This window comes from Streptomyces sporangiiformans, from assembly GCF_005768555.2.
In the GTDB taxonomy this organism is placed as follows: domain Bacteria; phylum Actinomycetota; class Actinomycetes; order Streptomycetales; family Streptomycetaceae; genus Streptomyces; species Streptomyces sporangiiformans.
Genome location: NZ_VCHX02000158.1, coordinates 86,220 through 110,182 on the forward strand (window position 1 = coordinate 86,220; position 23,963 = coordinate 110,182).

Genomic DNA, 23,963 nt, shown 5'->3' on the forward strand with positions numbered 1-23,963 from the left:
GTGCGGTCAGCCGACGAACTCGACGTCGGACGTCAGCCAGCGGCCGCCCTTCAGGACGAGGTCGAGCTGCAACCGGTAGGTGCGCGCCTCCCCGGCGGGCACGGCGGTGTTGGTCACCTTGCTGTCGGCGACCACCAGGACACGGGCCGAGCGCTCGTCGGACCGTGCGATGCCCGCCTCGAGGACCTGGCCCTCGGACACCGACTTGTTCTGGGCGACCAGCTTGGTCAGCTCCTCGGTCTGCGCGGCGAACTGTTTCTTGAAGTCGCCGGTGGCACCCTTCAGCACGTTCCCGCTGTCCCGGTCGTAGTGCCGGTAGTCGAGCGAGGTGAAGTTCAGCGCCGACTGACGGGCCGCCGCGAGGATGTCCTGGCGCCGCTGGTCCGCCTCGTGCTGCTCGTACAGCTGGACGCTCAGCCAGATGGTCAGCGCGGTCACCACGGCCGTCGTCACGGCGAGCCCCGCCGACAGCGCCCTGCGCCGCAGGCCGCCGCTCGTGTCGGAGCTCGCGCTCACGTCGGAGCCCGATCCAGTGCCGGAGCCTGCGCTCATGTCAGAGCCCTTGCTCATGTCGGAACCCTCGTTCATGTCCTCAGAACCCTCGTTCATGACATCGGTCCCACGAGAAGCCATTGCCACGACTCCTTTCCGAACACGGTCTGCTGTCCGCCCGTCGAGCCGATCTCGACGGACGTTCCGTCCGGACCGGTGGCGGTGCCGGTCTCCGGGTCGTATGGCGCGATGTACGCGGCCTGGTCGGCGCCGCCGGAACCGGCCGACGCGCCGGGGGCGTTCTGCGCGCCGCGCACCGAGGTGTCGCTGCCGCGCGGGGCCGTGCAGCGCGCGTCGGTGTTCGCCGGGCGCGTGCTGGTGTCGGCGGGGTCGCGGCGTCCTGTCCCGTATCCCTGGGTGCACGGCGGCGGGTCGTCGGCGTTGACGACCATCCCGAAGTGGGTGGTGCCGTCGCCCGGGATGACGGTGTAGCTGCCCGCGACCACCACCGGGAACGTGACCAGGGCCTGCTCCACGCCGGGCAGCCGCGCCAGCGTGACCTGGCCGCCGCTGATGAGATTGGCCAGCAGGACCGGCAGATGCGGCCCGGTGGACTTCAGCAGGGAGTTCACCTCCTGCGCGGCCGGCACCGTGTTGCCGATCAGCTTGCGCAGATCCCCGTCACTCGACTTCAACTGGGCGGTGAGCGCCGCCAGATCGCGGGAGAACGACTTGATGGACGAGCCCTGGTCCGCCTGCGTCTTGAGGACCTTCCGTGCGTCCTCGATCAGCGAGATGGTCTGCGGGAGCGAGTCGGACGCCGACTCGACGAGCGAGTTGCCCGAGTCCACCAGCCGGCTCAGCCGCGGTCCGGTGCCGGAGAAGGCCTTGCCCAACTCGTCGACGGTGACCCGTAGATCGTCCTTGCCGACCGAGGTGACCAGCCGGTCGAGACTGAGGACCATGTCAGTGGTGGGCAGCGGAACCCGGGTGCGGTCGCGCGGGATCGAGCTGCCGTCGAGCAGGTACGGGCCGCCGGAGGCGCGCGGCTGAAGATCGACGTACTGCTCGCCCACCGCCGAACGGTTGGCCACCACGGCGAGGGTGTCCGCCGGGATGCGCGGCCCGTCGTCCTCGATGTCGAGGGAGACCGAGACACCGTCGGAACCGGTGAGCCGCAGCGCGCCGACCCGGCCCACCGGCACCCCGCGATAGGTGACCTCGGCGCCGGGGAAGACCCCTCCGGAGTCGGCGAAGTCCGCCCGCACGGTGTAACCGCGGTCGAGGAGGCCGTCCACCAGGCCCGTGTACTCGACGCCGACATAGGACACCCCGACGGCGGTGACGGTGGCGAAGGCGAGCAGCTGAGCCTTGACCGTACGTGTGATCACGGCTGTATCCCCTTCAGCATGAGCTCCGCGAGCGCGAGATCGATCCCTGGTGGCAGGCCGCCCGAGGTTCCGTAGGAGGCATAGCCGCTCGTGCACACCGGTGGGCACAGCGGGCCGCCGTCCGAGGGGGCCGAGGGCTCGGCCGGTGCGTCCGGCAGATCAGGGGTGTCCGGAGTGTCCGGCAGTGAGGTGGGCAGCGGTACGCCCGGGACTTCCGGGAGTTCGGGCAGGTCCGGGCCCTCGGGCTCGTCCTTGCCTCCCCCGTCCTTCTCGCCGGGCTTGTCGGTGAGGTTGCCGTAGATGCCCGCCAGATCGAGGTCGGCGGTCACCTTGAGGTTGACGTAGTCGCCCTTGACGGCGTCGACGGCGTTGCGCGGGAACGGGTAAGTGGTCAGCAGTTCGAGGGAGTTGGGCAGATCGTCGCCCGCCTTGTTCAGCTGCTGCAGGATCGGCCTCAGCTGCTTCAGGTTCGCGACCGTGTCGTCCCGCGAGGCGTTGACCACCTTGGTGCCCGTCGTGCCGAGCTTGGACAGCGCGGTGAGCATCCTGGTCAGGTCGCGTCGCTGGTCGGCGAGGACCTTCAGTGCGGGCGGCATGGTGTCGACGGCACGGGCGATGGTCTTCTTCTCCTTGCCCAGCCGTTTGGCCAGCCGGTCGATGCCCTTGAGCGCACGCACGATGTCCTTGCGCTGCTTGTCCAGGCCGCCGAGGAAGGTGTTCAGCTCCTTGAGGAGGGACTTGACCCGGTTCTCCCGGCCCGCCAGGGCCTTGTTGAGCTCCACGGTGATCGTCTTGAGCTGGGCCACTCCGCCGCCATTGAGGAGCGCGGACAGGGCGGACAGCACTTCCTCGATCTCCGGGTTCCGGCCGCTGCGGGACAGCGGGATCCGGTCGCCGTCGCCGAGCCGGCCCACCGGGGCGGCGTCCGGCGGGGCGGACAGTGCCACGTACTTCTCGCCGAGCATGCTGGTCTGCCGCAGCTCGGCGACCGCGTTGCCGGGCAGCTTCACCGAGTCGGCGACCCGCAGCCGCACCCGAGCGTGCCACCCGGCCAGCTCCACCTTCTCGACGGCGCCCACGGTGACGTTGTTGACCTTCACGGCGGACTGCGGCACCAGGTCGAGTACGTCCCTGAACTCGACCGTGACGTGGTAGGCGTGGCCGTCCGCGGCGGCGCCACCGGGCAGCTGGACGTCGTACCAGCCGTTGAACTCGCAGCCGGACAGCAGCATCGAACCGACGGCCGCCCACGCGACCGCCCCGCCCTTTCGCAGCAGGCTCATGCGTCGGCCTCCAGGATCCCGCCCAGCGTCCGGTCGACCGTGCCCGTGCTCGGCACCGCGGGGGCCGGCGGCAGCTCGGGCAGGGAGTCGAAGAGCTTCTCCAGGTCCCGGCAGTCGGGGTTCTTGCCGCCCTCGTCCCCGGTCGTCTTCAGCACGGAGCACAGCAGCGCGGCCGGATCCTGCGGCCCGTCGGGGTTGTTGCGGGTGTCGAGTGTGCCGGCGGACGCGTTGTACGTGTTCTGCAGATTGGACAGCCCTGTCGGCGCGACCTCCAACAGCTCCTCCAGCGCGGCCCGTTGGGTGACGAGCACCTTGGTGACCTTGCTGAGGCCCTTCACGTTCGAGGTCAGCGACTTCTTGTTCGTCCTGACGAACTCGGAGACGTCACCGAGCGCCGTGCCGAGGTGCTTCAGCGCCGCGGCGAGGTCCTCGCGCTCCCCGGCGAGCTGCTTCGCCACCTTGGCGAGGCTGCTGTTGAACGACCGCACGCTCTTGTCGTCGCCCGCCAGCGCGGCCGTGAACACCTGGAGATTCCGTACGGTCCCGAACAGGTCCCCCCGTCCATCGGACAGGGTCGTGACCGCCTTCGAGAGGTCCTCGACCGTCCCGTTCAGGTTCTCCCCCTGCCCGTCGAGGTTGTCCGCACTCACTCCCAGCAGCCGGGACAGCGAGCCGTCCTTGTTCGCGCCCTTCGGGCCGAGCGCCTCCGACGTGGTGTGCAGACTGTCGAAGATCCGGTCCAGCTCGACCGGAACGGCCGTACGCGCCTCGGGGATCACGTCGCCGTCCCGCAGCACCGGGCCCTTCCGGTACACCGGCAGCAGCTGTAGGTAACGGTCGCTGACCACCGAGGAGTTGATGATCGCGGCCTTGGCGTCGGCCGGCACTTTGCGTCCCTCCTCGTACTCCAGCTCCACCCGCACCCGCTCGCCCAGCGGTGTGATCTTCTTGACCTCGCCGATCCGGACACCGAGGACGCGGACGTCCGAGCCGGGGTAGATGCCGACGGTGCGCGGGAAGTACGCGGTGACGCGCACGCTCTCGGCACGCGGCCACAGCACCACGGCGAGCGCGGCGACGAGCGCCAGGGCGGTGACCAGGGCAAGACGGCGCGCGATACGCCTGTTCATCGTGAGTCTCCCGTCCGCGGCACCACCGGAGCGGCGACCAGGTTCTGGATGTAGCTGTCGAACCAGCGGCCGTTGCCGAGGGTGTTGGTGAAGACCCGCACATAGGGCGCGAGCAGCTTGACGCTCCGGTCGAGGCTCGACTGGTTGCGTTCGAGCATCTTCACGAAGGTGTTGAGGCCCTTGAGCGCGGGCCCGATCTCCTTCCTGTTGTCCTCGACCAGGCCGGAGAGCTGGATGCCCAGCGCGGCGGAGCTCTTGAGCAGCTTGTGGATCGCCTTGCGCCGCTTGCTGATCTCCTTGAAGAGCTTGTCGCCGTCCTCGACCAGCGCGGTGAAGTCCTTGGACCGAGCGGCCAGCACCCCGGTGACGCCGTCGGCGTGGTCGAGGAGTTCGCGCAGCGCCTTGTCGCGTGAGGCCACCGTTTTGGAGATCTTCGACAGCCCCTTGATGGACGCCCGTACCTCGGTCGGCGAGTCCTGGAAGGTGGTGGAGATGGTGTCCAGCGCCTTCGCGAGCCGCTGAGTGTCGACCTCTTCCGTCGTGGTGGTCAGATCGCTGAAGGCCTGCACGACGTCGTACGCGGCGACCGTCCGCCGCAGCGGGATCTCACTGCCGGCCGTCAACTGCCCCGGCCCCTTCGGATGCAGCGCGAGGTACTTCGCGCCGAGGATCGTCTTGACCCGGATCGACGCACCGGTCGCCGTGCCGAATCCCGGATCGCCCTTGACCTTGAAGGTGACCTTGACGTGGTCGCCGTCCAGGTCGACCTCCTCGACCTTGCCGACCTTCACCCCGGCGATCCGCACCTCGTCGCCCGCCTTGAGCCCGCCCGCCTCCGAGAAGGCCGCGCTGTACGTCCGGCCGCCGCCGATCAGCGGGAGACTGTCGGCGTTGAACGCGGCGACGGCCAGCAGCGCGAGGGTGGTGAGACCGACAGCGCCGATGACGACGGGGTTACTCCCCCAGCCAGCGCTGGGAGGTGCCCCCACCCGGAACGGGACCGCACGAGGCAGCAGCCGTATCCGGGGCAGCCTCGGCGGCCGGATCCTCGGCAGTCTCGGCCGCAGGAACCTCAGCAGCTTCGGCGGCTCGACTCGTACCTTCACCAGTGGTTCCGGCCGGCGGGCGCGGGAACCGCGCCCGAGGATGCGCCTCATCACCGGCCGCACCTCGCCCTCGCCACATGCAGCTCGGGAGTGAGGACCTGCCGCGTCTTGGGCAGCACGATGCGGCCGTCGAAGTCGCAGAGGTAGAAGTTGAACCACGAGCCGTAGGACGCCGTCCCCGTCAGCTCGTTGAGCTTGTTCGGCAGCCTCTTCAGGACGCCCTCCACGGTCTTCTCGTTCTTGTTCAGCGTGCCGGTGAGATCGGTCAGCCCGGCGATGTCGTCCTTGAGCGGCGGGCGCGCGTCCTCGAGCAGTCCCGAGGTGGCCGCGGTCAGGTCACCGATACTCACCAGCGAGTTGCCGATGGGCTTGCGGTCGGCGGACAGTCCGGAGATCACCCGCCGCAGCTGCTTGAGCAGCCCGGAGAAGCGGGCGCCGCGCCGGTCGAGCGTCTTCAGCACGGTGTTGAGGTTGTCGATCACGGAACCGATGAGCTGGTCGCGGCCCGCGAGCGTGGTCGTGAGCGAGGCCGTGTGCGCGAGCAGGCTGTTGACGGTGCCGCCCTCGCCCTGCAGCGTTTTCACGATCTCCGTGGCGAGCTGGTTGACGTCCTTCGGGCTGAGCGCGGCGAACAGCGGCTTGAAGCCGTTCAGCAGCGCGTTGAGATCCAGCGCGGGCCGGGTCCGGGACAGCGGGATCGTGCCGCCGGGCCGTAGCCGGGTCCCGTCGCCCGCACCCTCGGTCAGCGCGATGTACCGCTGCCCGACCAGGTTCCGGTAGCGGACGATCGCGCCGGTGCTGCGCAGCAGCGGACGGTCGGCGCGGACGGTGAAGGCGACCTCGGCCAGGGTCCGGTCCTTGATCGTCACGTCCTCGACCTCGCCCACCCGCACCCCGGCCACCCGGATGTCGTCGCCCTCCTCCAGCCCCGTGACGTCGCTGAACACCGCGCGGTACGTGTGTTCGGGGGCGAAGGAGATGTTGACGATGGTGGCGGCGAGCAGAGCCGTCGCCAGGATCGTCACCACCGCGAAGAGGCCGAACTTGACCAGCGGCGCGGCGGCCCGGCGTGCGGGTGTCGTCCTCGTCCTTGTCCTCTTGCTCATGATCCTCGTCCTCATGCGACGGTCACCGCCGTTCCGCGGGCCATCGGTCCGAACAGCAGCGTCGCGACCGGCGGTACCTCGTCGGCGGGCACGCCCAGAACGGGCGCCACGAGCGATCCGACCGCGCGCTGTTCGGCCTCGGTGGCGGACACCCCGACCCCGCCCGGCCCTGTGCCGCCACCCGAACTTCCCCGCTTCGTACCGTCGTTGAGGCGGGTGTCGGGCCCGGGCACCCGCGGGCCCGGAAGGCCTCTGCAGTCGGGTCCGGACCGCTCGCCGTAGCGCGGTTCCTCACCGGGTTCGTACGCGGACCGCTGCCGGACGACCTCCAGGGTGATGCGCATCTTGCCGCCCCGGAACGCCTCCTCCGATGCCGCCTCCTGCCGGACCAGGCCGTCGAGGAGGCAGGGGTACTCGGGCGAGTAGCGGGCGAAGAGGTCCAGCGTGGGCCGCGAGACCCGGCCGAGGGTGATCAGCCGGTCGCCGTTCTCGTCGAGGAAGTCCTCCGCGGTGCCCGCGACGCCGGTGGTCGCGGTGAGCGCGGCGGCCAGTCGGTCCCGCTTGTCGACGAGGGTGCGGCTGGTGGTGACGGTGTTGTGCAGGATCTTCATCAGGTCGGGTGCCGCGTCGCCGTACACCTCGGCGACGTCGGCGAACCGTGCGATGTCCTCCCGCAGCGAGGGCATGTGCGGGTTGAGGCGGCGCAGATAGCCCTCGACGCGGACGAGATTGTCGCCGATCCGGTCCCCGCGTCCCTCCAGCGCGGTGGAGAACGCCGAGAGCGTGGCGTTGAGCTTGCCGGGCTGCACGGTCCGCAGCAGCGGCAGCAAGTCGTTCAACAACTGCTGCAGCTCCATGCCGACCCTGGTGCGGTCCTGGGTGATGACGTCCCCGGCGCGGATGGGCCGGGCCGAGGAGCCTCGGGGCGCCACGAGATCGACGTACTTCTCGCCGAACAGCGTCTTGGGCAGCAGCCGCGCATGCACGTCGGAGGGGATCTGCCCGACCTGCTCCGGCTTGAGCGCGATGTCCAGCGTGGCCTTCTCACCATCGGCCCGCACCGCGCGCACCTCGCCGACCAGCAGCCCGCGCAGCTTGACGTCGGCGCGCGGATCGAGCTGGTTGCCGAGGCTGTCGGCCTCCAGCGTGACGCGTACTACCGGGGTGAACGCCTGCTGGTAGACGGCCACGGCGAGCGACAGCAGCAGTGCGAGCACGGCGATGAACACAAGGCCGTACACCCGCAGTCTCAGCACTCTCACGGCACTCACCCCGCTATCCGTACGGTCGTGTCGGCGCCCCAGATCGCCAGGCTGAGGAAGAAGTCCAGGACGTTGATGGCGACGATCGAGGTCCGCACGCCGCGGCCCACCGCGACGCCGACCCCCGCCGGGCCGCCGCTCGCGTGGTAGCCGTAGTAGCAGTGCACCAGGATGATCACGACGGCGAAGACGATCACCTTGCCGAAGGACCACAACACGTCGACCGGGGGCAGGTACTGCTGGAAGTAGTGGTCGTAGGTGCCCGCCGACTGTCCGTAGTAGCCGGTGGTGATGGTGCGGGCGGCGAAGTAGGAGGACAGCAGCCCGACCACGTACAGCGGGATCACCGCGACGAAACCGGCGATCATCCGGGTCGTCACCAGGAACGGCAGCGAGGGGACGCCCATCACCTCCAGCGCGTCGGTCTCCTCGCTGATCCGCATCGCGCCGAGCTGCGCGGTGAAACCGGCGCCGACCGTCGCGGACAGCGCGAGTCCGGCCACCAGCGGGGCGATCTCCCGGGTGTTGAAGTACGCCGACAGGAACGCCACGAAGTTGGAGGTGCCGAGCTGGTTGAGCGCCGCGTACCCCTGCAGGCCGACCTCCGTGCCGGTGAAGAACGACAGGAAGGCGATGACACCGACCGTGCCGCCGACCACCGCGAGCGCGCCGCGGCCGAAGCTCACCTCGGCCAGCAGCCGCAGGACCTCCTTCTTGTAGCGGCGCAGGGTGCGGCCGGTCCACGCCAAAGAGCGGCCGTAGAAGACCAGTTGAGTGCCCAGCTCTTCGAGGGACCGCAACGGGCGGTCGAGGATTCGCATCGACTAGCCCCTCTGCGGAACGACTTGGAAGTACACGGCGGTCATCACGAAGTTCGTCACGAACAGCAACATGAAGGTGATCACCACCGACTGGTTCACCGCGTCGCCCACACCCTTCGGCCCGCCCTTCGCGGTAAGTCCCTTGTACGAGGCGACGATCGCGGCGATCGCCCCGAAGACGAGCGCCTTCAGCTCGGCCGCCCACAGATCGGGGAGCTGGGCGAGGGTGGTGAAGGAGGCGAGATACGCGCCCGGTGTGCCGTTCTGCAGGACGACGTTGAAGAAATAGCCGCCCGCGACCCCGACGACCGACACCAGGCCGTTGAGCAGCACCGCCACCACCATCGACGCGAGCACACGCGGTACGACGAGGCGGTGGATCGGGTCGATGCCCAGCACCTGCATCGCGTCGATCTCCTCGCGGATCTTGCGCGCCCCGAGATCCGCGCAGATCGCCGTGCCGCCCGCGCCCGCGATCAGCAGCGCGGTGACGATCGGCGACGCCTCGCGCAGTACGGCGAGCACCGAGGCGGCGCCCGAGAACGACTGGGCCCCCAACTGCCGGGTGAGGCTGCCGATCTGCAGCGCGATCACCGCGCCGAAGGGGATCGAGACGAGGGCCGTCGGCAGGATCGTCACGCTCGCGACGAACCAGGCCTGCTGGATGAACTCCCTCGCCTGGAAAGGCCGTCGGGGTATGGCCCACACGACGTCCAGGGCCATCGCGAACAGATGGCCCGAGTGCCGCAGCGCTCCGGTCGGCGACAGGCTCATGCGTCCGCCACCTCCTTCCCGTACGGGCCCGGGTGAAGGCCCGGGTGGAGGGCGGCCTCGCGTCTCGCGATCGCCTCCCAGCGGGGCGGGCGGGGGATGCCCGGACCCGGCAGCAGGCGGGGAGTCATGGCCTGACTGCCGGGAGCCTTCGTGTGCCCGCCGGCACCGAGCTGCGCCAGCTCCTGCTCCACCTGGGCGGCGTCCTTCTCCTCCGCCATGCCGATCGGCCCCTGCATCCGGCCGTTCAGGAACTGCCGTACGACGGGCTCGTCGCTGGTCAGCAGCTTCTCGCGGGTCCCGAACATGACCAGCTCGCGGCGGAACAGCAGCCCGATGTTGTCCGGCACCTGGCGGGCCGAGGCGATGTCGTGCGTGACGATCAGAAACGTCGCGTCGATCTGGGCGTTGAGGTCGACGATGAGCTGATTGAGATAGGCGACGCGCACCGGATCGAGGCCCGAGTCGGGCTCGTCGAAGAGAATGATCTGGGGGTCGAGAACCAGGGCCCTGGCCAGACCGGCCCGCTTGCGCATCCCGCCGGATATCTCGCCCGGCAGTTTCTCCTCGGCGCCGATCAGCCCGACCATGTCCATCTTCTCGAGCACGATCCGCCGGACCTGGCTCTCGGACTTACGGGTGTGCTCGCGCAGTGGGAAGGCGATGTTGTCGTACAGACTCATCGAGCCGAACAGCGCGCCGTCCTGGAACAGCACACCGAACAGCTTCCGCACCTCGTACAGGTCGTGCTCACGGAGCCCGGTGATGTCCCGGCCCGCCACCCGGATCGAGCCCCGGTCCGGCTTCAGCAGCCCGACGAGCGTCTTGAGGAACACCGACTTGCCCGTGCCCGAGGGGCCGAGCATGACCGATACCTCCCCGGCGGGCAGCGTCAGCGACACGTCCTGCCAGATGACCTGGTGACCGAAGGACTTGGTCAGCCCTTCCACACAGATCTCGACACCCATCCGGTCCTACCCTTCAGCCGTGGAGCAGCTCCGACATCTGCTCTACGGGGAGGGGCGGGGCGTCCGTCGCTGCGAACGCGAGATTTTTTTACGGGAGGGCGTCGAGGGTGGGAACGCCGCTGAGGGAGGGCGCGTCGGACGGTGCGGACACAGCGTCCACGGCCTCCGGGGCGGTGGACGTGACCCGCAGGTCAGGGGCGCCCGGCGGTTGCGGGACAGCGGGCGCGCTCGGCAGCGAGGGCACCTGCGGCGCCTCGGGCAGTTCGGGAACCTCGGGGACCTCAGGGACCTCGGGAATTTCCGGGACCCCGGGGGCCGGCAGCGTCGGCAGCGGGGACAGCGAGACCTCCGGCAGGGGCGGCACGGACAGCGGTATGAGGGACCCGTCACCGGAAGAATCAGTGGTGCCCGGGCCGGGCACCGCCGAGGAGGCCGGGTGGTCGCGCGTGTCCGGGGGCGTCGCCCGGCTGTCGCCGTCCGGCCGGAGCGATTCGGTGGACTCCGATTTGCCGGGGCGCGGCGGCGTACGGTCGCCGCCCCAGTCGGCCGCGTACGGGATGACCAGCCCCGCCACCGCCAGGGTCACCGCCGTGGAGGCCACCGCCACGGCCTGGGCGTGTCCGCCCGCTCGCGGCCGGCCGCGTCCGCACAGGAACAGGGCGAGCCCGAGCGTTCCGGCCAGCGAGTTGCGCAGCGTCCGCCGGGCCCGGGCCAGCAGCGACTCGACGGTGCGGTAGCTCAGCCCCATCCGAACGGCGACTTGGCCGACGTCCAGGTCCTCGGACTTCAGCCGGAGCGCCTCCGCCTGGCGGGCGGGCAGTTCCCCGCTGCGCACGGCCAGCCACTTGGCCTCCGCCCGGTCGCACACCGCCTCCTCGACCGGCACCGGTCCGGGGGCGAACAGCGTCGGGCTGGTGCGCACCTCGGCCTCGCGGTTGACCTGGCGGTAGCGGTCGACGCACAACCGCATCGTGACGGTCGTCAGCCAGGCGGCGAGGCGCTCGTCGTCGAGATCCGGGCGTTCCGCGGCCCGCAGCATCGCCTCGTGCACGGCGTCCTCGGCGTCCTCCGGGCTCATCGATCTACGCCGGGCCACCTTGAGCAACTGCTCGCGGTGGCTCCACATGTGCTGCCAACGGTCATGGGCGGCCTGTGCCTGCGCAGCCATTTCCCCAGGCATGTCCGCAGGCACGTCCGGAGGCCCGCCCGTAGGCATCTCCGCAGGCATGTCCGACGCCATCGAGGCCCCTTCGCGCTCGCCCGCCGGACCCGTGCTGCCCGGCGGTTGGCGACATTACCGTCCGGTATCCGCGGTTGTGGAGGGGGCGGCGCTCATCGAGTTCTGGCCGTTATCGCCGGTCAGTGGTTAGGGTCGCCTCGTGGCGGGCCAACCGGCTCTGTCGCCGCGGGTGCAGGTCAGACGGTGGTTCTGGGGGCAGTGTGCGACTGAGAGTGGAATTCACGACCGAGCCCTTCGACCTCGACGAGGTGCCGCCGCACGCGCTCGTCGCCCGCGAGGTCATCGACGCGGCCGAACTGGACGCCGTGGACGTCGGCCCGTTCGGCAACACGGCAGAGGGTGGCGCCGACACGCTGCTCACCGCCGTGGACGCGCTGCTGCGCAAGACCCTGGAGGCGGGCGCCACCCGGGTCTCGCTGCAGGTCAACGTGATCGAGGAGGGCGATCGGTGACCGGTTTGGGGGACGACCCCTTCGTCACGGCGGTCAAGCCGCTGGTCGACGCCATGGGCGGCGAGATGCTGCCGCCCGGGCAGGCCGGCCCCGACGACGTCGTCCTGTCCTGGGAGGGCGCGGACGTCGTCGCCGTACGCCTGCCCCAGCTCGCCGACTCGCTCGACCACATCCTGGCCGCCCTGGAGCGCAAGCAGGGCAAGCCCCTGGCCGAACTCGACCGCAAGGCCAAACAGGAGGTCGTCCGCACCCTGGAGGCGCGCGGAGCGTTCTTCGTACGCCATGGCGTGGAGACGGTGGCAAGCGCCCTCGGCGTGAGCCGCTTCACCGTCTACAACTATCTGAACCGGGAGAACGCGACGAAGGGCGACTGAGCCTGGCCCGCCCGAGCACCGCCCGAGCACCGCCCGAGCTGGCAGTCCTGGCGGGCTGGTTTTTTCAACAAACTGTTGACGTCGTGTCGCTGTGGGGCGTTAGCTGGTCCCGTGATCTCGAGTTCTTCGACGCCGGGCCTCACCCGGTTCAACGCCCTGGAGGAGCACGCCGCCGCCGGGGCGCTCCACGAGGCGTGTGCATCGGTGGAATGGGGGCGCAGGCTGCTCGCGCGCCGCCCGTACGCCACGGCCGACGACCTCTTCCGCGCCAGTGACGCCGCCATGGCGGAGCTGACCACCGCGGACCTGGAGGAAGCCATGGCCGGGCACCCGCCGATCGGCCGCCCGAAGCCCGGCGATCCGGCCTCGGCCCGGGAACAGCGCGGTATGGCGGGCGCCTCCGAGGAGCTGAAGGCCGAGATGCTGGAGCTGAACCTGGCGTACCAGGACAGGTTCGGCCACGTCTTCCTGATCTGCGCCACCGGCCGCACCGGCGAGCAGATGCGCGACGCGATCAAGGAACGGATCGGCAACTCGCCCGAGCGGGAGCGCGAGATCGTCCGCACCGAACTGGGCAAGATCAACCGCATCCGCCTCGCCCGACTCGTGGAACAAGAGGACGACGATTGATGAGTACCGCATCGGTGTCCACCCACATCCTGGACACCAGCATCGGCCGCCCCGCCCAAGGCGTGCCCGTCTCGCTGTCGGCACGCGAAGCCGCAGAGGCCGAGTGGACGGAGCTCGGCTCCTCCGCCACGGACGCCGACGGACGCTGCAAGGACCTCCCGGTACCACCACAGGGCGCCACGCATGTGCGGCTCCGCTTCGAGACGGGCGCGTACCTCTCCGCACACCGGGACGGTGATGCGTTCTTCCCGGAGGTGGCGGTCACCTTCGCCGTCGTGCGGGGCGAGCACTACCACGTGCCGCTGCTGCTCAACCCGTTCGGCTACTCCGTTTACCGAGGGAGCTAGCTAGATGCCCACGATCCTGGGACAGAACCAGTACGGCAAGGCCGAGAACCGAGTCGTCAAGATCACGCGGGACGGTGCCACCCATCACATCAAGGACCTGAACGTCTCCGTGTCGCTCTCCGGCGACATGGAGGAGGTCCACTACTCCGGCTCCAACGCGAACGTCCTGCCGACCGACACCACCAAGAACACGGTGTACGCCTTCGCCAAGCAGTACGGCATCGAGTCCGCCGAGCAGTTCGGCATCCACCTCGCCCGCCACTTCGTGACGAGCCAGGAGCCGATCAGGACGGCACGCATCCGTATCGAGGAATACGCCTGGGAGCGCATCGAGAACGCCGGACAGGGCGCGCACTCCTTCGTCCGCAAGGGACAGGAGACCCGCCTCACGCAGATCACGTACGACGGCGAGGGGTGGGAGGTCGTCTCCGGGCTCAAGGACCTCGTCGTGATGAACTCGACGAACTCCGAGTTCTGGGGCTACGTCAAGGACGAGTACACGACCCTCCCCGAGGCGTACGACCGCATCCTGGCCACCGAGGTCTCCAGCCGCTGGCGCTTCAACTGGACCGACGACGAGCAGGAGGCCCCCGACTGGGACACGTCGTACGAGCAGGTCAAGGAGCACATGCTCCGGGCCTTCGCGGAGACGTACTCGCTGTCGCTCCAGCAGACCCTCTACCGCATGGGCGCGCGCATCATCGACCACCGCGACGAGATCGACGAGGTTCGCTTCTCGCTCCCGAACAAGCACCACTTCCTCGCGGACCTGGAGCCGTTCGGGCTCAAGAACGACACCGCCGACGGAGCTGTGTACTTCGCCGCCGACCGCCCGTACGGCCTGATCGAGGCCACGGTCCTGAGGGACGGCTGCGAGGCGAGGATCCCGGTGGATCTCAGCAACCTCTGAGTCAGCAACCTCCGAGGCGGACACGGACCTGGACAGCAGAGGGAAAGTAGAGGACGAACGATGGCTCAGCGCATCGTCATCGAGAACTGTGCGATCGCGACCGTGGACGCCGACGACACCGAGCACGCCTTCGGCCATGTCGTCATCGCGGGGAACCGCATCGAGTCGCTCGGCGCCGGCAAGGCCCCCGAGGGACTGGAGAACGTCGTACGCCGTATCGACGCGACGGGCCATCTCGTGACCCCCGGCCTGGTCAACACGCACCACCACTTCTACCAGTGGATCACCCGCGGCCTCGCCACGGACCACAACCTCTTCAACTGGCTCGTGGCGCTCTACCCGATCTGGGCGCGCATCGACGAGCGGATGACGTACGCGGCCGCCCAGGGGTCGCTCGCGATGATGGCCCGGGGCGGTGTCACCACCACGATGGACCACCACTACGTGTTCCCGCAGGGCTCCGGGGACCTGTCGGGATCCATCATCCGCGCCGCCCGGGAGATGGGAGTCCGTTTCACCCTCGCCCGCGGCTCCATGGACCGCAGCGAGAAGGACGGCGGTCTTCCGCCCGACTTCGCCGTCGAGACCCTCGAAGGCGCGCTCGCCGCCACCGAGGCGACCGTCGACGAGCACCACGACGCGTCCTTCGGTGCCATGACGCAGATCGCGGTCGCTCCCTGCTCGCCGTTCTCCGTCTCCACCGAACTTCTCCGGAAGGGCGCCGAGTTGGCGCGACGCAAGGGCGTAAGGCTGCACACGCACGGCTCGGAGACCGTCGAGGAGGAGCAGTTCTGCAAGGAACTGTTCGGCCTGGGGCCGACCGACTACTTCGAGTCGACGGGCTGGCTCGGCGAGGACGTGTGGATGGCGCACTGCGTCCACATGAACGACTCCGACATCGCCGCCTTCGCCCGTACGAAGACGGGGGTGGCGCACTGTCCTTCGTCCAACGCCCGTCTGGCGGCCGGGATCGCGCGGGTCCCCGACATGCTGGCGGCCGGCATCCCGGTCGGCCTCGGCGTCGACGGCACCGCGTCCAACGAGTCCGGCGAACTCCACACCGAGCTGCGCAACGCCCTCCTCATCAACCGTCTCGGCGGCCACCGGGAAGCAGCCCTGAACGCCCGTCAGGCCCTGCGTCTCGGCACCTACGGCGGCGCCCAAGTCCTCGGCAGGGCACGGGAGATCGGCTCGCTGGAGCCGGGCAAGCTCGCCGACCTGGTGCTGTGGAAGCTCGACACGCTGGCCCACTCGTCGATCCCCGACCCGGTCACCGCCCTCGTCTTCGGCGCCGCCGCGCCGGTCACCGCCTCCTTCGTGGGCGGCCGGCAGATCGTCGAGGACGGCAGGCTGTCACATGTCGACGAGGAGGCCATCGCCCGCTCCACGCGGGACGAGGCCCGGCGCCTTGCGCGGATCGCCGCGCAGGGCTGATGGTCTCCAGCCCCCTGCTCAGGACGTCGCGGTGAGCTGGTCGCGGACCCGGGCGGCCGCTTCGTAGGTGTCGCCGGCCGGCAGGGTCGCCAGGCGGCCCGGGTTCCGCGTCCACCGGTCCTCGATCGCGAACCAGTCGAGGGACTTCGGCTTCCGGCCCTCCTTCAGCGCGGCCCGCAGCTCGTCGAAGTACGTCGACCAGCGGAGTCGGTAGAGCCCGCCGACCAGGCCCGCCCACTCCCGGTTGGCGTAGTCGCGCAGTCCCGCGTCCGCGCCCGGCCGGGTGCCCCACACGGTCAGCAGCGACAGATTGTCGTAGGCCAGCCGTTCCCGCTCGGCCGCGTCCGCACCCCAGGCCCGCGCGTCGGTCACCCAACGGCCCACCAGATGCCGGGAATCGGTGGCCAGCAGGGCCTCCAGTACGTCCATCAGCGCCAGCCAGTCACGGGTCAGCCGGCTGAACTCGTCGGCGTCCCCCGCGTCGTACGCCTCCTTGAGGCGTGGGAGGAGCACCCGGCTGCGGTTGGCGACGGCCTGACGGGCCACGTCGAGGAGGTCGTAGCGGTACGCGGAGGACTTCCGAAGACGCGGTGCGACCTTCAGGAGCTCGCCGAGCGCGGGCTCGAAGTCCTCGGCGTTGTACCGGAGTTGCTTGGGCGACCACTTGGCGGCTTTCTTGACCGTGAGTGAGGGGCGCGCTCCGAACAGACCGTCGGCGGCCTCGCTCCACGAGTCGGCGCGGGTCGTGCCGTACGCGGTGCGGCGCAGGATGTCCCACGCGGCCTCGGCGTGCGGATCGCGTGCTCCGTAGCGTGCGTGCGCCCAGTCCCTGAACCACGTGGTGAGGTCAATGCCTCCGTTCTCCCAGGCCAGTTCGGAGAACAGGTCGAAGGCGGCGGGATTGTTGTCCGCCGCCTCCGGCATGAGTGCGACACCGCGCAGGGTGCTGCCCTCCTTGGCAAGCCACTTGCCGTACAGGTCCACCCAGTCCCGGGTGTTGGCGCCCATCGCCGTGTGACCGCCGAAGTTCCAGATGGAGCCGAACGCGTACGGGGTGTCGCCCCAGTCGGACTCGCGGTCGACGACCGTGGGGAAACGGTCCGACAGACCGTCGACGACGAGCATGCGGGACTTGTCGACGGCATCGACGATCGCCCTCGGCGGGTTGCGCTGCCAGCCGAGGATCACCCAGATCCCGTCCGGACGCGCGGCCCGCAGCGCCTTCTCGACCCCCTTCGCCGCCTCGCCGACCGGTACGTCTCCGGGGTCGCCGCCCTCGTGCAGCAGGTCCATCTTGTAGAGGGTCGAGGACCCGAACATCTCGTCCTGGATCCGGTAGAAGGCGGCCGCCACCCGCGCGAAGTGGTCGGTCCGCGGGTCGAGCCAGTCGGGCCGCGCGAGCCCCATCCATGTGCCCTGCGGGAGCGTCCGCGCGCCCTCGTTCCGGTCGGCGAAGCCCGGCGGGACCGTACCGAAGAAGCCCGGGAACACCGGGGTCATGCCCAACTCCCGTACCCGCTCGGTGATCCGCCGGCCGAGAGCGGCCCGCGCGTCGAGCAGCTGGCGGGAGACCGGATACGGAAAGGCGGACAGGTTCTGCATCAGCCACCACGGCTGATGGGCCGGGGCCGCGATCCAACCGCGCAGCTCCTCGTCCGTGTAGCCGAACCGCTGGAAGAGCCGGTGGTAGAGCGCGTCCGCGCCCGTGTACACCAGCACCTCGTTGTAGCCGTGCAGCGCCAGGACGTCGAGCTCGCGCTCCCAGTACGACCAGTCGTGGTACGCGCCCGTGTAGCCGTCGTTCGTGTCGTTGAGGACGAAGCGGTGCGGGACGTTGGCCTGCCGGGTGACCGTGTTGTCGAGGCCGGGCAGCCGCGCAGGCAGGTCGAGTTGCTCGCCGGCCCAGCTGATGTTGGCGTGTGTGACGTGCTTCAAGTACCAGCGCAAACCGGTGAGTTGCGTGCCCGGCGTGCCGCCTTGGATGGTGATCCGCCCGCTCCTGCCCGACACCCGGAACGTGTCGGCCGGGCCCGTCGTCTCGAAGCGCAGTTGCCGCCAGTGGCGCGGGAGCAGCCGCCGGGCAGCCCGGCTCGCCGCTGTCGTCTGGTTCATGGGGGCCTCCTCCTCGCCTGGGACACCGTCCACGGGTGTCCCTGAACAGGCGACGACACCGGTGGCCGATCCGGCAACCACGGTGAGGAACGCACGACGGGCGAGCGGCATGGGCGGGTCCTCCGTTTCACGGGCGATTCACGGGTGGGGCCGCGGAGGGGCCACGGGTGGGGGAATGCCGTGGGGGAGGGGTACCCGTTGCTCCGGGTCCTGAGCGTGTATGTACGGCCACAAGGAGCAGAACCCGCCATGAACTGGCCGACTGTTTCACTCGCCCGGCAGCTCGCGCGTTCCGGCAGCCGACGCGGATGGCTTGCCGCGGATGGAAACGTGAGAAACCGTCCTAAAATATGAAAAAGCCGCAGATGGATTGAGGACAGGGTGTCGGCCAACGGTATGGCAGCGGCCTCGTACCCGTTCGGAGCCGCGAGTGTCAGCGAATCGCCCGAGCGCGACGACGCACTGGCCGGTGCCGTCAGCCGAGCCGTCGAAGTGACCGGAGCGCACGCCGGAAGCGTGTTCCTGGTCTCGAGCGACGGCCGCTCGCTGGTACTGACCGCGGCGGCCGGGACGCCGCCCTCCCTGCTCGGCGGCTGGCGGCGGATCCCGGTGAACAGTCATATCCCGGTGGCGGAGGCGTTCCGCTCCGGACGCATGGTCCACTTGACCGACGCGGACGAGACCATGCGGCGCTTCCCTCAGCTCGCGGTTGCCCTGCCCTATGCGTTCGGCTCCGCCTCAGTGCCCGTGAGAGCGGGAAAGGACAGCTTCGGAGCCATGGCCGTCGTGTGGACGGCCGGGCGGGAGCGGGCCGGGCTGTCGAAGACGCAGCGTCGGCTGTTGCGCTCCGCGGCCGACCGTCTGGGCGCCACCCTCGCTGAACTGCGCGCACGACGGGCTCTCGGCGAGGGCGATGCGAGAACCGTCCCGGTGGTGGTTCCGGTGCTGTCCGCTCCGGTGGCACGGGTGGGCCTGTTCGACTGGAACCTCGATACCGGCGCTCTCACGGCGGATGACGAGCTGTGCGCGATCTTCGGGATGGCTCCTCGTGAGTTCGACGGACGAGCGGCCACCCTGGCGGCCAGGATCGACCCCGCCGATCTGGCCGGCTTCCGGTCCGCCGCCCGTACCGCGGTCGAGGAGGGGTATGTGCTCGCCCACTGCCTGCGCGTGCGGGACGCCGGCGCCGCCCACCGTGTCGTGGAGCTGTGGGGCCGGGTGCCCGAGAGCCCCGACGACCCGCGGGCGTCGTCCCATCTGGTCGGTGCCGTGCTCGACTCCGGGGCCGGTATGGCCGCCGTGGCGGCGATCGAGCGGCTCTCGGACGGCTTCTTCGCGCTTTCCCCGGACGGACAGGTCACCTATGCCAATCACAGCCTTGAGCAACTGCTGCGGGTCCGCCACGACGAACTGATCGGCCGGCGCCTCTGGGACGCCCTGCCCTGGCTGGCCGACCCCGCCTACGAGGACCGGTACCGGGCGGCCATGGTCTCCCAGCAACCGGTCTCCTTCCTGGTCCGCCGCCCGCCCGACGAGTGGCTGGTCTTCTCCCTCCACCCCGGGGCGCAGGGCATGACGGGGTGGGCGGCCCCCGTCAGACAGCCGGTCCCGGCCGAGACAGGACCCGGAGCACCTCTCGCGGCTGAGGATTCACCCGTCTCCCCCTCGCCTCTGCCCGCCCGTCCACGGCTGGGTGCCCTGTACCGCGTACTCCAGCTGGGCAGCGCCCTCACCGAGGCCGTCACCGTGCACGAGGTGTGCGACGCCGTCGCCGAGCAGCTGCTGCCGGCCTTCGGCGGCCAGAAGCTGGCGATCTCGGTGGTGGAGGAGCAAGGCCTGCACCTGCTCGCGCGACGCGGCTACCCCGAAGGCTCTCTCACCTGGTTCGAAGGCAGACCACTCCACGCCCGGCTGCCCGTGACGGACGCGCTCACCTCCGGCGCTCCCCTGTTCGTCGAGTCCCGGCAGAAGCTGCTCGACACGTACCCCGGGCTCCCGGCCGATGGAGCCGCCGCCTGGGCGTTCCTCCCGCTCATCGCCTCCGACCGCCCGGTCGGCGCCTGCATCCTCGGCTTCGACGACGCCCACCGGTTCCCCGACGAAGAGCGTGGCGTCCTCACCGCGCTGGGCGGCCTGATCGCCCAGGCACTGGAACGCGCCAGGCTCTACGACGCCGAATTCGCCCTCGCCCGCGGCCTGCAGACCGCACTGCTGCCGCAGCGGCTGCCTGCCCTGCCGGACATCCGTGTCACCGGACGCTACCTCCCGGGCACCCGGGGGATGGACATCGGAGGCGACTGGTACGACGTCATCCCCACCGGCGAAGAGGTCGCGCTGATCGTCGGGGACGTCGAGGGGCACAACGTCGCCGCCGCGGCCACCATGGGGCAGCTGCGCAGCGCGGTACGGGCCTTCGTCACCGCGGGCCATGAGCCGAGCGACGTGATCGCCAGCACCAACCGGCTGCTCCTCGACCTCGACCCCGAGCTCCTCGCCAGCTGCTGCTACGTCCGCTTCCATCCGGGCTCCGGGATCGCTCGCATGGTCCGCGCGGGCCACTGTCCGCCCTTGCTGCGCCGGCCGGACGGGCGCACCGAGGTCCTGGATTTCCCGGGCGGTCCTCTGCTCGGCGTGGAGGCCACGTCCGACTATCCGGAAGCGGAGCTGCGTCTGCGACCCGGAGCGGTTCTGGCCCTGTATACGGACGGGCTGATCGAGAGGCGCGATGCGGACATCGGCTCGGACATCGACCGGCTCCGGGCCTCATTGGCCGACACGAGCGGGGATTCCCTGGAGGACCTGGCGGACACGCTGCTGCGGGAGGCCCGCCGGTCTCCCGACCGGGAGGACGACATCGCACTCCTGCTCACGCAGTACGCCCCCTCGTGCGTGCCCCAGTAGCGCCATCCCGGCGGTGATCAGCACCATCCCGGCGAGCAGCACCCGAGCAGCACCCGAGCAGCGCACTGCGTGGTGGAGGCCGGCTCACCGCCCGGGTGTCGCACCCGGGCGGTGAGCCTCGTCTTCCACCTTCAGGAAGCCACGCCCACCGTCAGCGCGCCCGCGTAGCCCGACGAAGGTGAATTGCCCACGGCCGTCAGGGTCAGCAGGCCGGATGCGGCCCCTCCGCCGTCGTAGATGGAGTCCCGGTCGAGCGTGGTGCGCGGTACGTCGTTGGCGGCGTACGCGGCCACGGTCGCCACGTCCTCGGTGACGGACTCGTCGAAGAAGAGCTGGCCGGTGTGGAGTTCCTGGCCGCCCTCGAAGGAGCCGTCCTCGGTGAGGGTGACGTCGGTGTGCACCTTGAGGTGGATGTGCACGCAGCGGCCGCGATACCAGCCGGGGTAGATCGTGGTGAGTTTCGCGACGCCGTCCGTTCCCGTCAGCACCCCGCCACGCAGGAACGTGCCGTTGTCGGGCCCTTCGTGCCCGTTGTTGCCGACGAATCCCGAGTACTCGCCGAGCGCGTCGCAGTGCCAGATCTCCACGAGGGCCTGGTCGAGCGGCGCGCAGGTGTCGTCGTCGACGACGGTGAGCGTGAGTTGCAGCGGGATGCCGGCCTTGTCCTCTCTGAGGTCGGCGCGGACGTAGGCGCCGTCCAGGTAGTAAGGGCCCTCGGTCATCTCCTTCGTGAGGGTGCAGACGGCCGTGTCGGCGACGGGGGCGGTGCCGGCGATGCCCTCGGCCGTCGTGACCGTGCCGGGGGAATCAGGCGCGGCCGCGCCTACGGCCGGGGTGGCGGCCGTGGCGCCGGTGGCGATCAGGACGGTGCGGCGTCGGATCGAGGCCGCTTCTGAACCGGTGTGGGTTTCTGTCATGGACACGGCACCGTAAGGACGCGATCTGTTGAAGAGCTGTGCGTTCGGCAAAGTGACGGTGCGTCAAGTCACTTGTGAGACACCGGTGCACGGGTGCGGTGATCTCAAGCCCGGCAAATCCGCGAAGAGTCAGTTGTCTGAGCTCGAGCTCCGGCTTCCGCTCGAACGTCCCGACTTGCGCACCAACTCGCCCACCGCCAGGGTCACGGCGGCCACCGCGCGCACCCAGCGCGGGCCGCCCCGCGCCGCCCACACGACGCAGACGCACCCTCCGACGACGAGGGCGAGGACGCCGGACAAGACGAGCACGTCCATGCTCATCCCCCTTCTTCTCTTGCGGTCCGCGCAATCCTCTCAGCCTGCGAAAGGGGCCGTCGCAGTGGGGCGCCGGGAACCTTTCACCGCACGTGGTGCGTTGTCGGGCAACAGGGACGTATACGCATGACCTCTCCGCGCCCGGTGGGGACCGATCGCGGAGCACGGGGGACAGAAAGCGGGGCACAGCGTGCACCGACACCATCGCGAGACCTACTACGTCGTCAACGAAGGCCGGATCCTGGAGTTCGAGAAAGGGCAGGCAGCCGCGCGCGTACCGACCGCGGCCGAGCAGCAACTGGCCTTCCGTTTCTCCAGGTTCAGCGAGGAGAAGGGCATCCAGCTCGACGAGGAGTTGCGTGCCAAGCTCGCCGAGGCCATGACCACGGGCAATCCAGGCGGCGACGACCCGGACTCCGGGCCGCCCGGGACGCCGGTACCGGCAGGCTTCACCTATCTCGGACAGTTCGTCGACCACGACCTGACGCTCGACAGGACCCAGGTGGGCCTGGGGGAGCCGGTCCCCGTCGAGGAGCTGTTACAAGGGCGCAGCCCCGCCCTCGACCTCGACTCGCTCTACGGCCTGGGCCCGAACCACGCCGGCAGCGCCCGTTTCTACGAGCCCGACGGCCACCTCAGGACGGGTACGACGCTGGGCGTGCCCTTCCCGCCGGAGTTCCCGCCCGCCAACACCGACCAGAAGGGCTTCGACCTGCCGCGGGCCGGCGAGACGGCCGGTGGCACGCGCGCAGACCAGCGTGCCCCGCTGATCCCGGACGCGCGCAACGACGAGAACCTGGCCGTGAGCCAGTTGCACCTGGCCTTCATCCGCTTCCACAACCGCGTCGTCGACCGGCTCGCCGAGCGCGGAGTGCCCGAACCCCGGCTCTTCCACGCGGCCCGGGACACCGTCGTGAAGCACTACCAGTGGATGCTGCGCACCGACTTCCTGCCGCGGATCGTCGATCCGAGGATCGTCGAGCGCGTCTTCACCCGCGGCCGCCGTCACTTCGAGGTACCGGGGCGTTCCCGGCCGGGGGATCTGCCGACCATGCCCATCGAGTTCTCCGTCGCCGCCTACCGGCTCGGGCACAGCATGGTGCGTACCGCCTACCAGTGGAACAGCGTCTTCCGAGCGGGCGGGCGCGGCGGGATCGCCACGCTCGGCCTGCTGTTCCGGTTCAGCGGCACGGCGGGCAACCTCACTCCGGGCGACCCGGCGAACCCGAATGACCTGAGCGACCTCGACGACCCGAACGCCGGTGAGAACCTGCGGCTGCCCAGCAACTGGATCGCCGACTTCCGCAGGCTGTTCGACTTCGGCGAGGCGAGCCGGGACGACCTGGTCGTGCCCGAGGGCGAGTTCAACCTCGCCAAGCGCCTCGACACCCTGCTCGTCGACCCCTTGGCCGCGCTGCCCACCGGCACCTTCGACGGCCGTGGCCGCCCGGCCCCGCCGCCGATACAGCGCAACCTCGCGTTCCGCAACCTCACGCGGGCCACGATGGTGGAGCTGGCCACCGGGCCCCAACTCGCCGCCCAGATGGGCATCAAACCGCTGACCGCGGACCAGATCCTCCAGGGCAGGGGCGGCGCCACGCTCGACGGGCTGACCACCGAGGAGCGGGAACTCCTCGTGGCCTACACCCCGCTGTGGTTCTACATCCTGCGCGAGGCCGAGGTGAACGAACGCCACCCCGGCCGCCTCACCGGCGTCGGCGGCACGCTCGTCGCCGAGGTCTTCCACCGTGCGATGGAGGGCAGCCGGACGTCGATCGTGAAGCACCCGGGCTGGCGCCCGACCCTGCCGTCCCACCGCAAGGGCGCGTTCACCATGACGGACCTGCTGCTCTTCGCCTTCGAGGGCGACGCGGATCTGTTGAACCCGCTGGGCTAGCCGCTCACTTCGCCTGGGCGGCGTACGACACGAACGCCGCCCAGGTGGTGGGGCGCGGGCCGCGACTTCGAGCTGTGACTGCTGCTCGTCGCGGACGGAGCAGT

Annotated in this window: 22 protein-coding genes; 8 read left to right on the plus strand and 14 right to left on the minus strand. The window is 70.0% G+C overall.

What is annotated here, in order from left to right; translation table 11 throughout:
- Nucleotides 1-6: 6 nt before the first annotated feature.
- From FGD71_RS25620 to FGD71_RS25670, 11 genes are all read right to left on the minus strand, one after another.
- Nucleotides 7-633 (minus strand): hypothetical protein, encoded by a 627-nt coding sequence (locus tag FGD71_RS25620; protein WP_240436764.1) that lies wholly within the window; start codon nt 631-633, stop codon nt 7-9.
- Nucleotides 606-1,883 carry an MCE family protein gene (locus FGD71_RS25625; protein WP_119102867.1) on the minus strand — a complete coding sequence of 426 codons (1,278 nt, stop codon included), beginning with the start codon at nt 1,881-1,883 and terminating at the stop codon, nt 606-608. Before FGD71_RS25625 ends, FGD71_RS25620 begins: the two co-directional genes overlap by 28 nt.
- Nucleotides 1,880-3,166 carry an MCE family protein gene (locus tag FGD71_RS25630; RefSeq protein WP_119102868.1) on the minus strand — a complete coding sequence of 429 codons (1,287 nt, stop codon included), beginning with the start codon at nt 3,164-3,166 and terminating at the stop codon, nt 1,880-1,882. The genes FGD71_RS25625 and FGD71_RS25630 overlap by 4 nt, the downstream gene beginning before the upstream one ends.
- Nucleotides 3,163-4,296 (minus strand): MCE family protein, encoded by a 1,134-nt coding sequence (locus tag FGD71_RS25635; protein ID WP_119102869.1) that lies wholly within the window; start codon nt 4,294-4,296, stop codon nt 3,163-3,165. The genes FGD71_RS25630 and FGD71_RS25635 overlap by 4 nt, the downstream gene beginning before the upstream one ends.
- Nucleotides 4,293-5,453: an MCE family protein gene (locus tag FGD71_RS25640; RefSeq protein WP_181359271.1), complete on the minus strand. Its 1,161-nt coding sequence runs from the start codon at nt 5,451-5,453 to the stop codon at nt 4,293-4,295. Before FGD71_RS25640 ends, FGD71_RS25635 begins: the two co-directional genes overlap by 4 nt.
- Complete coding sequence (locus FGD71_RS25645) at nt 5,453-6,508, minus strand: MCE family protein (RefSeq protein WP_119102870.1); 1,056 nt, start codon at nt 6,506-6,508, stop codon at nt 5,453-5,455. The genes FGD71_RS25640 and FGD71_RS25645 overlap by 1 nt, the downstream gene beginning before the upstream one ends.
- Nucleotides 6,509-6,519: 11 nt before the next feature.
- Nucleotides 6,520-7,770 (minus strand): MCE family protein, encoded by a 1,251-nt coding sequence (locus tag FGD71_RS25650; RefSeq protein WP_119102914.1) that lies wholly within the window; start codon nt 7,768-7,770, stop codon nt 6,520-6,522.
- Between the two features lie 5 nt (nt 7,771-7,775).
- Nucleotides 7,776-8,591: an MlaE family ABC transporter permease gene (locus FGD71_RS25655; protein ID WP_119102871.1), complete on the minus strand. Its 816-nt coding sequence runs from the start codon at nt 8,589-8,591 to the stop codon at nt 7,776-7,778.
- 3 nt (nt 8,592-8,594) lie between these two features.
- The gene (locus FGD71_RS25660) at nt 8,595-9,365 is read right to left on the minus strand and encodes an MlaE family ABC transporter permease (RefSeq protein ID WP_119102872.1); all 771 of its coding nucleotides are present in this window, start codon (nt 9,363-9,365) and stop codon (nt 8,595-8,597) included.
- A complete protein-coding gene (locus FGD71_RS25665; RefSeq protein WP_119102873.1) occupies nt 9,362-10,330 on the minus strand; it encodes an ABC transporter ATP-binding protein in 969 nt (322 codons plus the stop codon). Before FGD71_RS25665 ends, FGD71_RS25660 begins: the two co-directional genes overlap by 4 nt.
- Nucleotides 10,331-10,418: 88 nt before the next feature.
- On the minus strand, nt 10,419-11,498 hold the full coding sequence (locus FGD71_RS25670; protein WP_240436765.1) for an RNA polymerase sigma factor: 1,080 nt from the start codon (nt 11,496-11,498) through the stop codon (nt 10,419-10,421).
- Between the two features lie 272 nt (nt 11,499-11,770).
- Here FGD71_RS25670 and FGD71_RS25675 point away from each other — a divergent pair, with 272 nt between their 5' ends.
- The 6 genes from FGD71_RS25675 to FGD71_RS25700 all read left to right on the plus strand — a co-directional run bounded on the left by FGD71_RS25675 (nt 11,771) and on the right by FGD71_RS25700 (nt 15,717).
- Nucleotides 11,771-12,022, plus strand: coding sequence for a YkoF family thiamine-binding protein (locus FGD71_RS25675; protein ID WP_119102874.1), 252 nt, complete (start codon nt 11,771-11,773; stop codon nt 12,020-12,022).
- Complete coding sequence (locus FGD71_RS25680) at nt 12,019-12,396, plus strand: helix-turn-helix domain-containing protein (protein ID WP_119102875.1); 378 nt, start codon at nt 12,019-12,021, stop codon at nt 12,394-12,396. Before FGD71_RS25675 ends, FGD71_RS25680 begins: the two co-directional genes overlap by 4 nt.
- Nucleotides 12,397-12,507: 111 nt before the next feature.
- Nucleotides 12,508-13,026 carry a 2-oxo-4-hydroxy-4-carboxy-5-ureidoimidazoline decarboxylase gene (gene uraD / locus FGD71_RS25685; protein WP_119102876.1) on the plus strand — a complete coding sequence of 173 codons (519 nt, stop codon included), beginning with the start codon at nt 12,508-12,510 and terminating at the stop codon, nt 13,024-13,026.
- Nucleotides 13,026-13,373 carry a hydroxyisourate hydrolase gene (gene uraH, locus FGD71_RS25690; RefSeq protein WP_119102877.1) on the plus strand — a complete coding sequence of 116 codons (348 nt, stop codon included), beginning with the start codon at nt 13,026-13,028 and terminating at the stop codon, nt 13,371-13,373. The genes uraD and uraH overlap by 1 nt, the downstream gene beginning before the upstream one ends.
- Before the next feature lie 4 nt (nt 13,374-13,377).
- Nucleotides 13,378-14,283 (plus strand): factor-independent urate hydroxylase, encoded by a 906-nt coding sequence (pucL, locus tag FGD71_RS25695; protein WP_119102878.1) that lies wholly within the window; start codon nt 13,378-13,380, stop codon nt 14,281-14,283.
- A 60-nt stretch (nt 14,284-14,343) separates the two neighbouring features.
- A complete protein-coding gene (locus FGD71_RS25700) occupies nt 14,344-15,717 on the plus strand; it encodes an 8-oxoguanine deaminase (protein ID WP_119102879.1) in 1,374 nt (457 codons plus the stop codon).
- A gap of 18 nt (nt 15,718-15,735) precedes the next feature.
- On the opposite strand, the gene FGD71_RS25705 is transcribed toward FGD71_RS25700, so the two are convergent.
- A complete protein-coding gene (locus FGD71_RS25705; protein WP_119102880.1) occupies nt 15,736-17,940 on the minus strand; it encodes an alpha-N-acetylglucosaminidase in 2,205 nt (734 codons plus the stop codon).
- Between the two features lie 285 nt (nt 17,941-18,225).
- On the opposite strand from FGD71_RS25705, the gene FGD71_RS25710 reads away from it, so the two are divergent.
- Nucleotides 18,226-20,730, plus strand: a complete 2,505-nt coding sequence (locus tag FGD71_RS25710) for a SpoIIE family protein phosphatase (protein ID WP_119102881.1) — start codon at nt 18,226-18,228, stop codon at nt 20,728-20,730.
- Between the two features lie 131 nt (nt 20,731-20,861).
- On the opposite strand, the gene FGD71_RS25715 is transcribed toward FGD71_RS25710, so the two are convergent.
- Both FGD71_RS25715 and FGD71_RS25720 read right to left on the minus strand, forming a co-directional pair.
- Nucleotides 20,862-21,647 (minus strand): intradiol ring-cleavage dioxygenase, encoded by a 786-nt coding sequence (locus tag FGD71_RS25715; protein ID WP_119102882.1) that lies wholly within the window; start codon nt 21,645-21,647, stop codon nt 20,862-20,864.
- A gap of 129 nt (nt 21,648-21,776) precedes the next feature.
- Nucleotides 21,777-21,962 carry a hypothetical protein gene (locus tag FGD71_RS25720; RefSeq protein WP_181359272.1) on the minus strand — a complete coding sequence of 62 codons (186 nt, stop codon included), beginning with the start codon at nt 21,960-21,962 and terminating at the stop codon, nt 21,777-21,779.
- A 190-nt stretch (nt 21,963-22,152) separates the two neighbouring features.
- Here FGD71_RS25720 and FGD71_RS25725 point away from each other — a divergent pair, with 190 nt between their 5' ends.
- Complete coding sequence (locus FGD71_RS25725) at nt 22,153-23,859, plus strand: peroxidase family protein (RefSeq protein WP_181359273.1); 1,707 nt, start codon at nt 22,153-22,155, stop codon at nt 23,857-23,859.
- The last annotated feature ends 104 nt before the right edge of the window (nt 23,860-23,963 follow it).

Coding starts and splice junctions, on each gene's coding strand:
- FGD71_RS25620 (WP_240436764.1), bottom strand. CDS start 633: ATGGCTTCTCGTGGGACCGATGTCATGAACGAGGGTTCTGAGGACATG.
- FGD71_RS25630 (WP_119102868.1), bottom strand. CDS start 3,166: ATGAGCCTGCTGCGAAAGGGCGGGGCGGTCGCGTGGGCGGCCGTCGGT.
- FGD71_RS25635 (WP_119102869.1), bottom strand. CDS start 4,296: ATGAACAGGCGTATCGCGCGCCGTCTTGCCCTGGTCACCGCCCTGGCG.
- FGD71_RS25640 (WP_181359271.1), bottom strand. CDS start 5,453: ATGAGGCGCATCCTCGGGCGCGGTTCCCGCGCCCGCCGGCCGGAACCA.
- FGD71_RS25645 (WP_119102870.1), bottom strand. CDS start 6,508: ATGAGCAAGAGGACAAGGACGAGGACGACACCCGCACGCCGGGCCGCC.
- FGD71_RS25655 (WP_119102871.1), bottom strand. CDS start 8,591: ATGCGAATCCTCGACCGCCCGTTGCGGTCCCTCGAAGAGCTGGGCACT.
- FGD71_RS25660 (WP_119102872.1), bottom strand. CDS start 9,365: ATGAGCCTGTCGCCGACCGGAGCGCTGCGGCACTCGGGCCATCTGTTC.
- FGD71_RS25665 (WP_119102873.1), bottom strand. CDS start 10,330: ATGGGTGTCGAGATCTGTGTGGAAGGGCTGACCAAGTCCTTCGGTCAC.
- FGD71_RS25670 (WP_240436765.1), bottom strand. CDS start 11,498: ATGGCTGCGCAGGCACAGGCCGCCCATGACCGTTGGCAGCACATGTGG.
- uraH (WP_119102877.1), top strand. CDS start 13,026: ATGAGTACCGCATCGGTGTCCACCCACATCCTGGACACCAGCATCGGC.
- pucL (WP_119102878.1), top strand. CDS start 13,378: ATGCCCACGATCCTGGGACAGAACCAGTACGGCAAGGCCGAGAACCGA.
- FGD71_RS25700 (WP_119102879.1), top strand. CDS start 14,344: ATGGCTCAGCGCATCGTCATCGAGAACTGTGCGATCGCGACCGTGGAC.
- FGD71_RS25705 (WP_119102880.1), bottom strand. CDS start 17,940: ATGCCGCTCGCCCGTCGTGCGTTCCTCACCGTGGTTGCCGGATCGGCC.
- FGD71_RS25710 (WP_119102881.1), top strand. CDS start 18,226: ATGGCAGCGGCCTCGTACCCGTTCGGAGCCGCGAGTGTCAGCGAATCG.
- FGD71_RS25715 (WP_119102882.1), bottom strand. CDS start 21,647: ATGACAGAAACCCACACCGGTTCAGAAGCGGCCTCGATCCGACGCCGC.
- FGD71_RS25720 (WP_181359272.1), bottom strand. CDS start 21,962: ATGGACGTGCTCGTCTTGTCCGGCGTCCTCGCCCTCGTCGTCGGAGGG.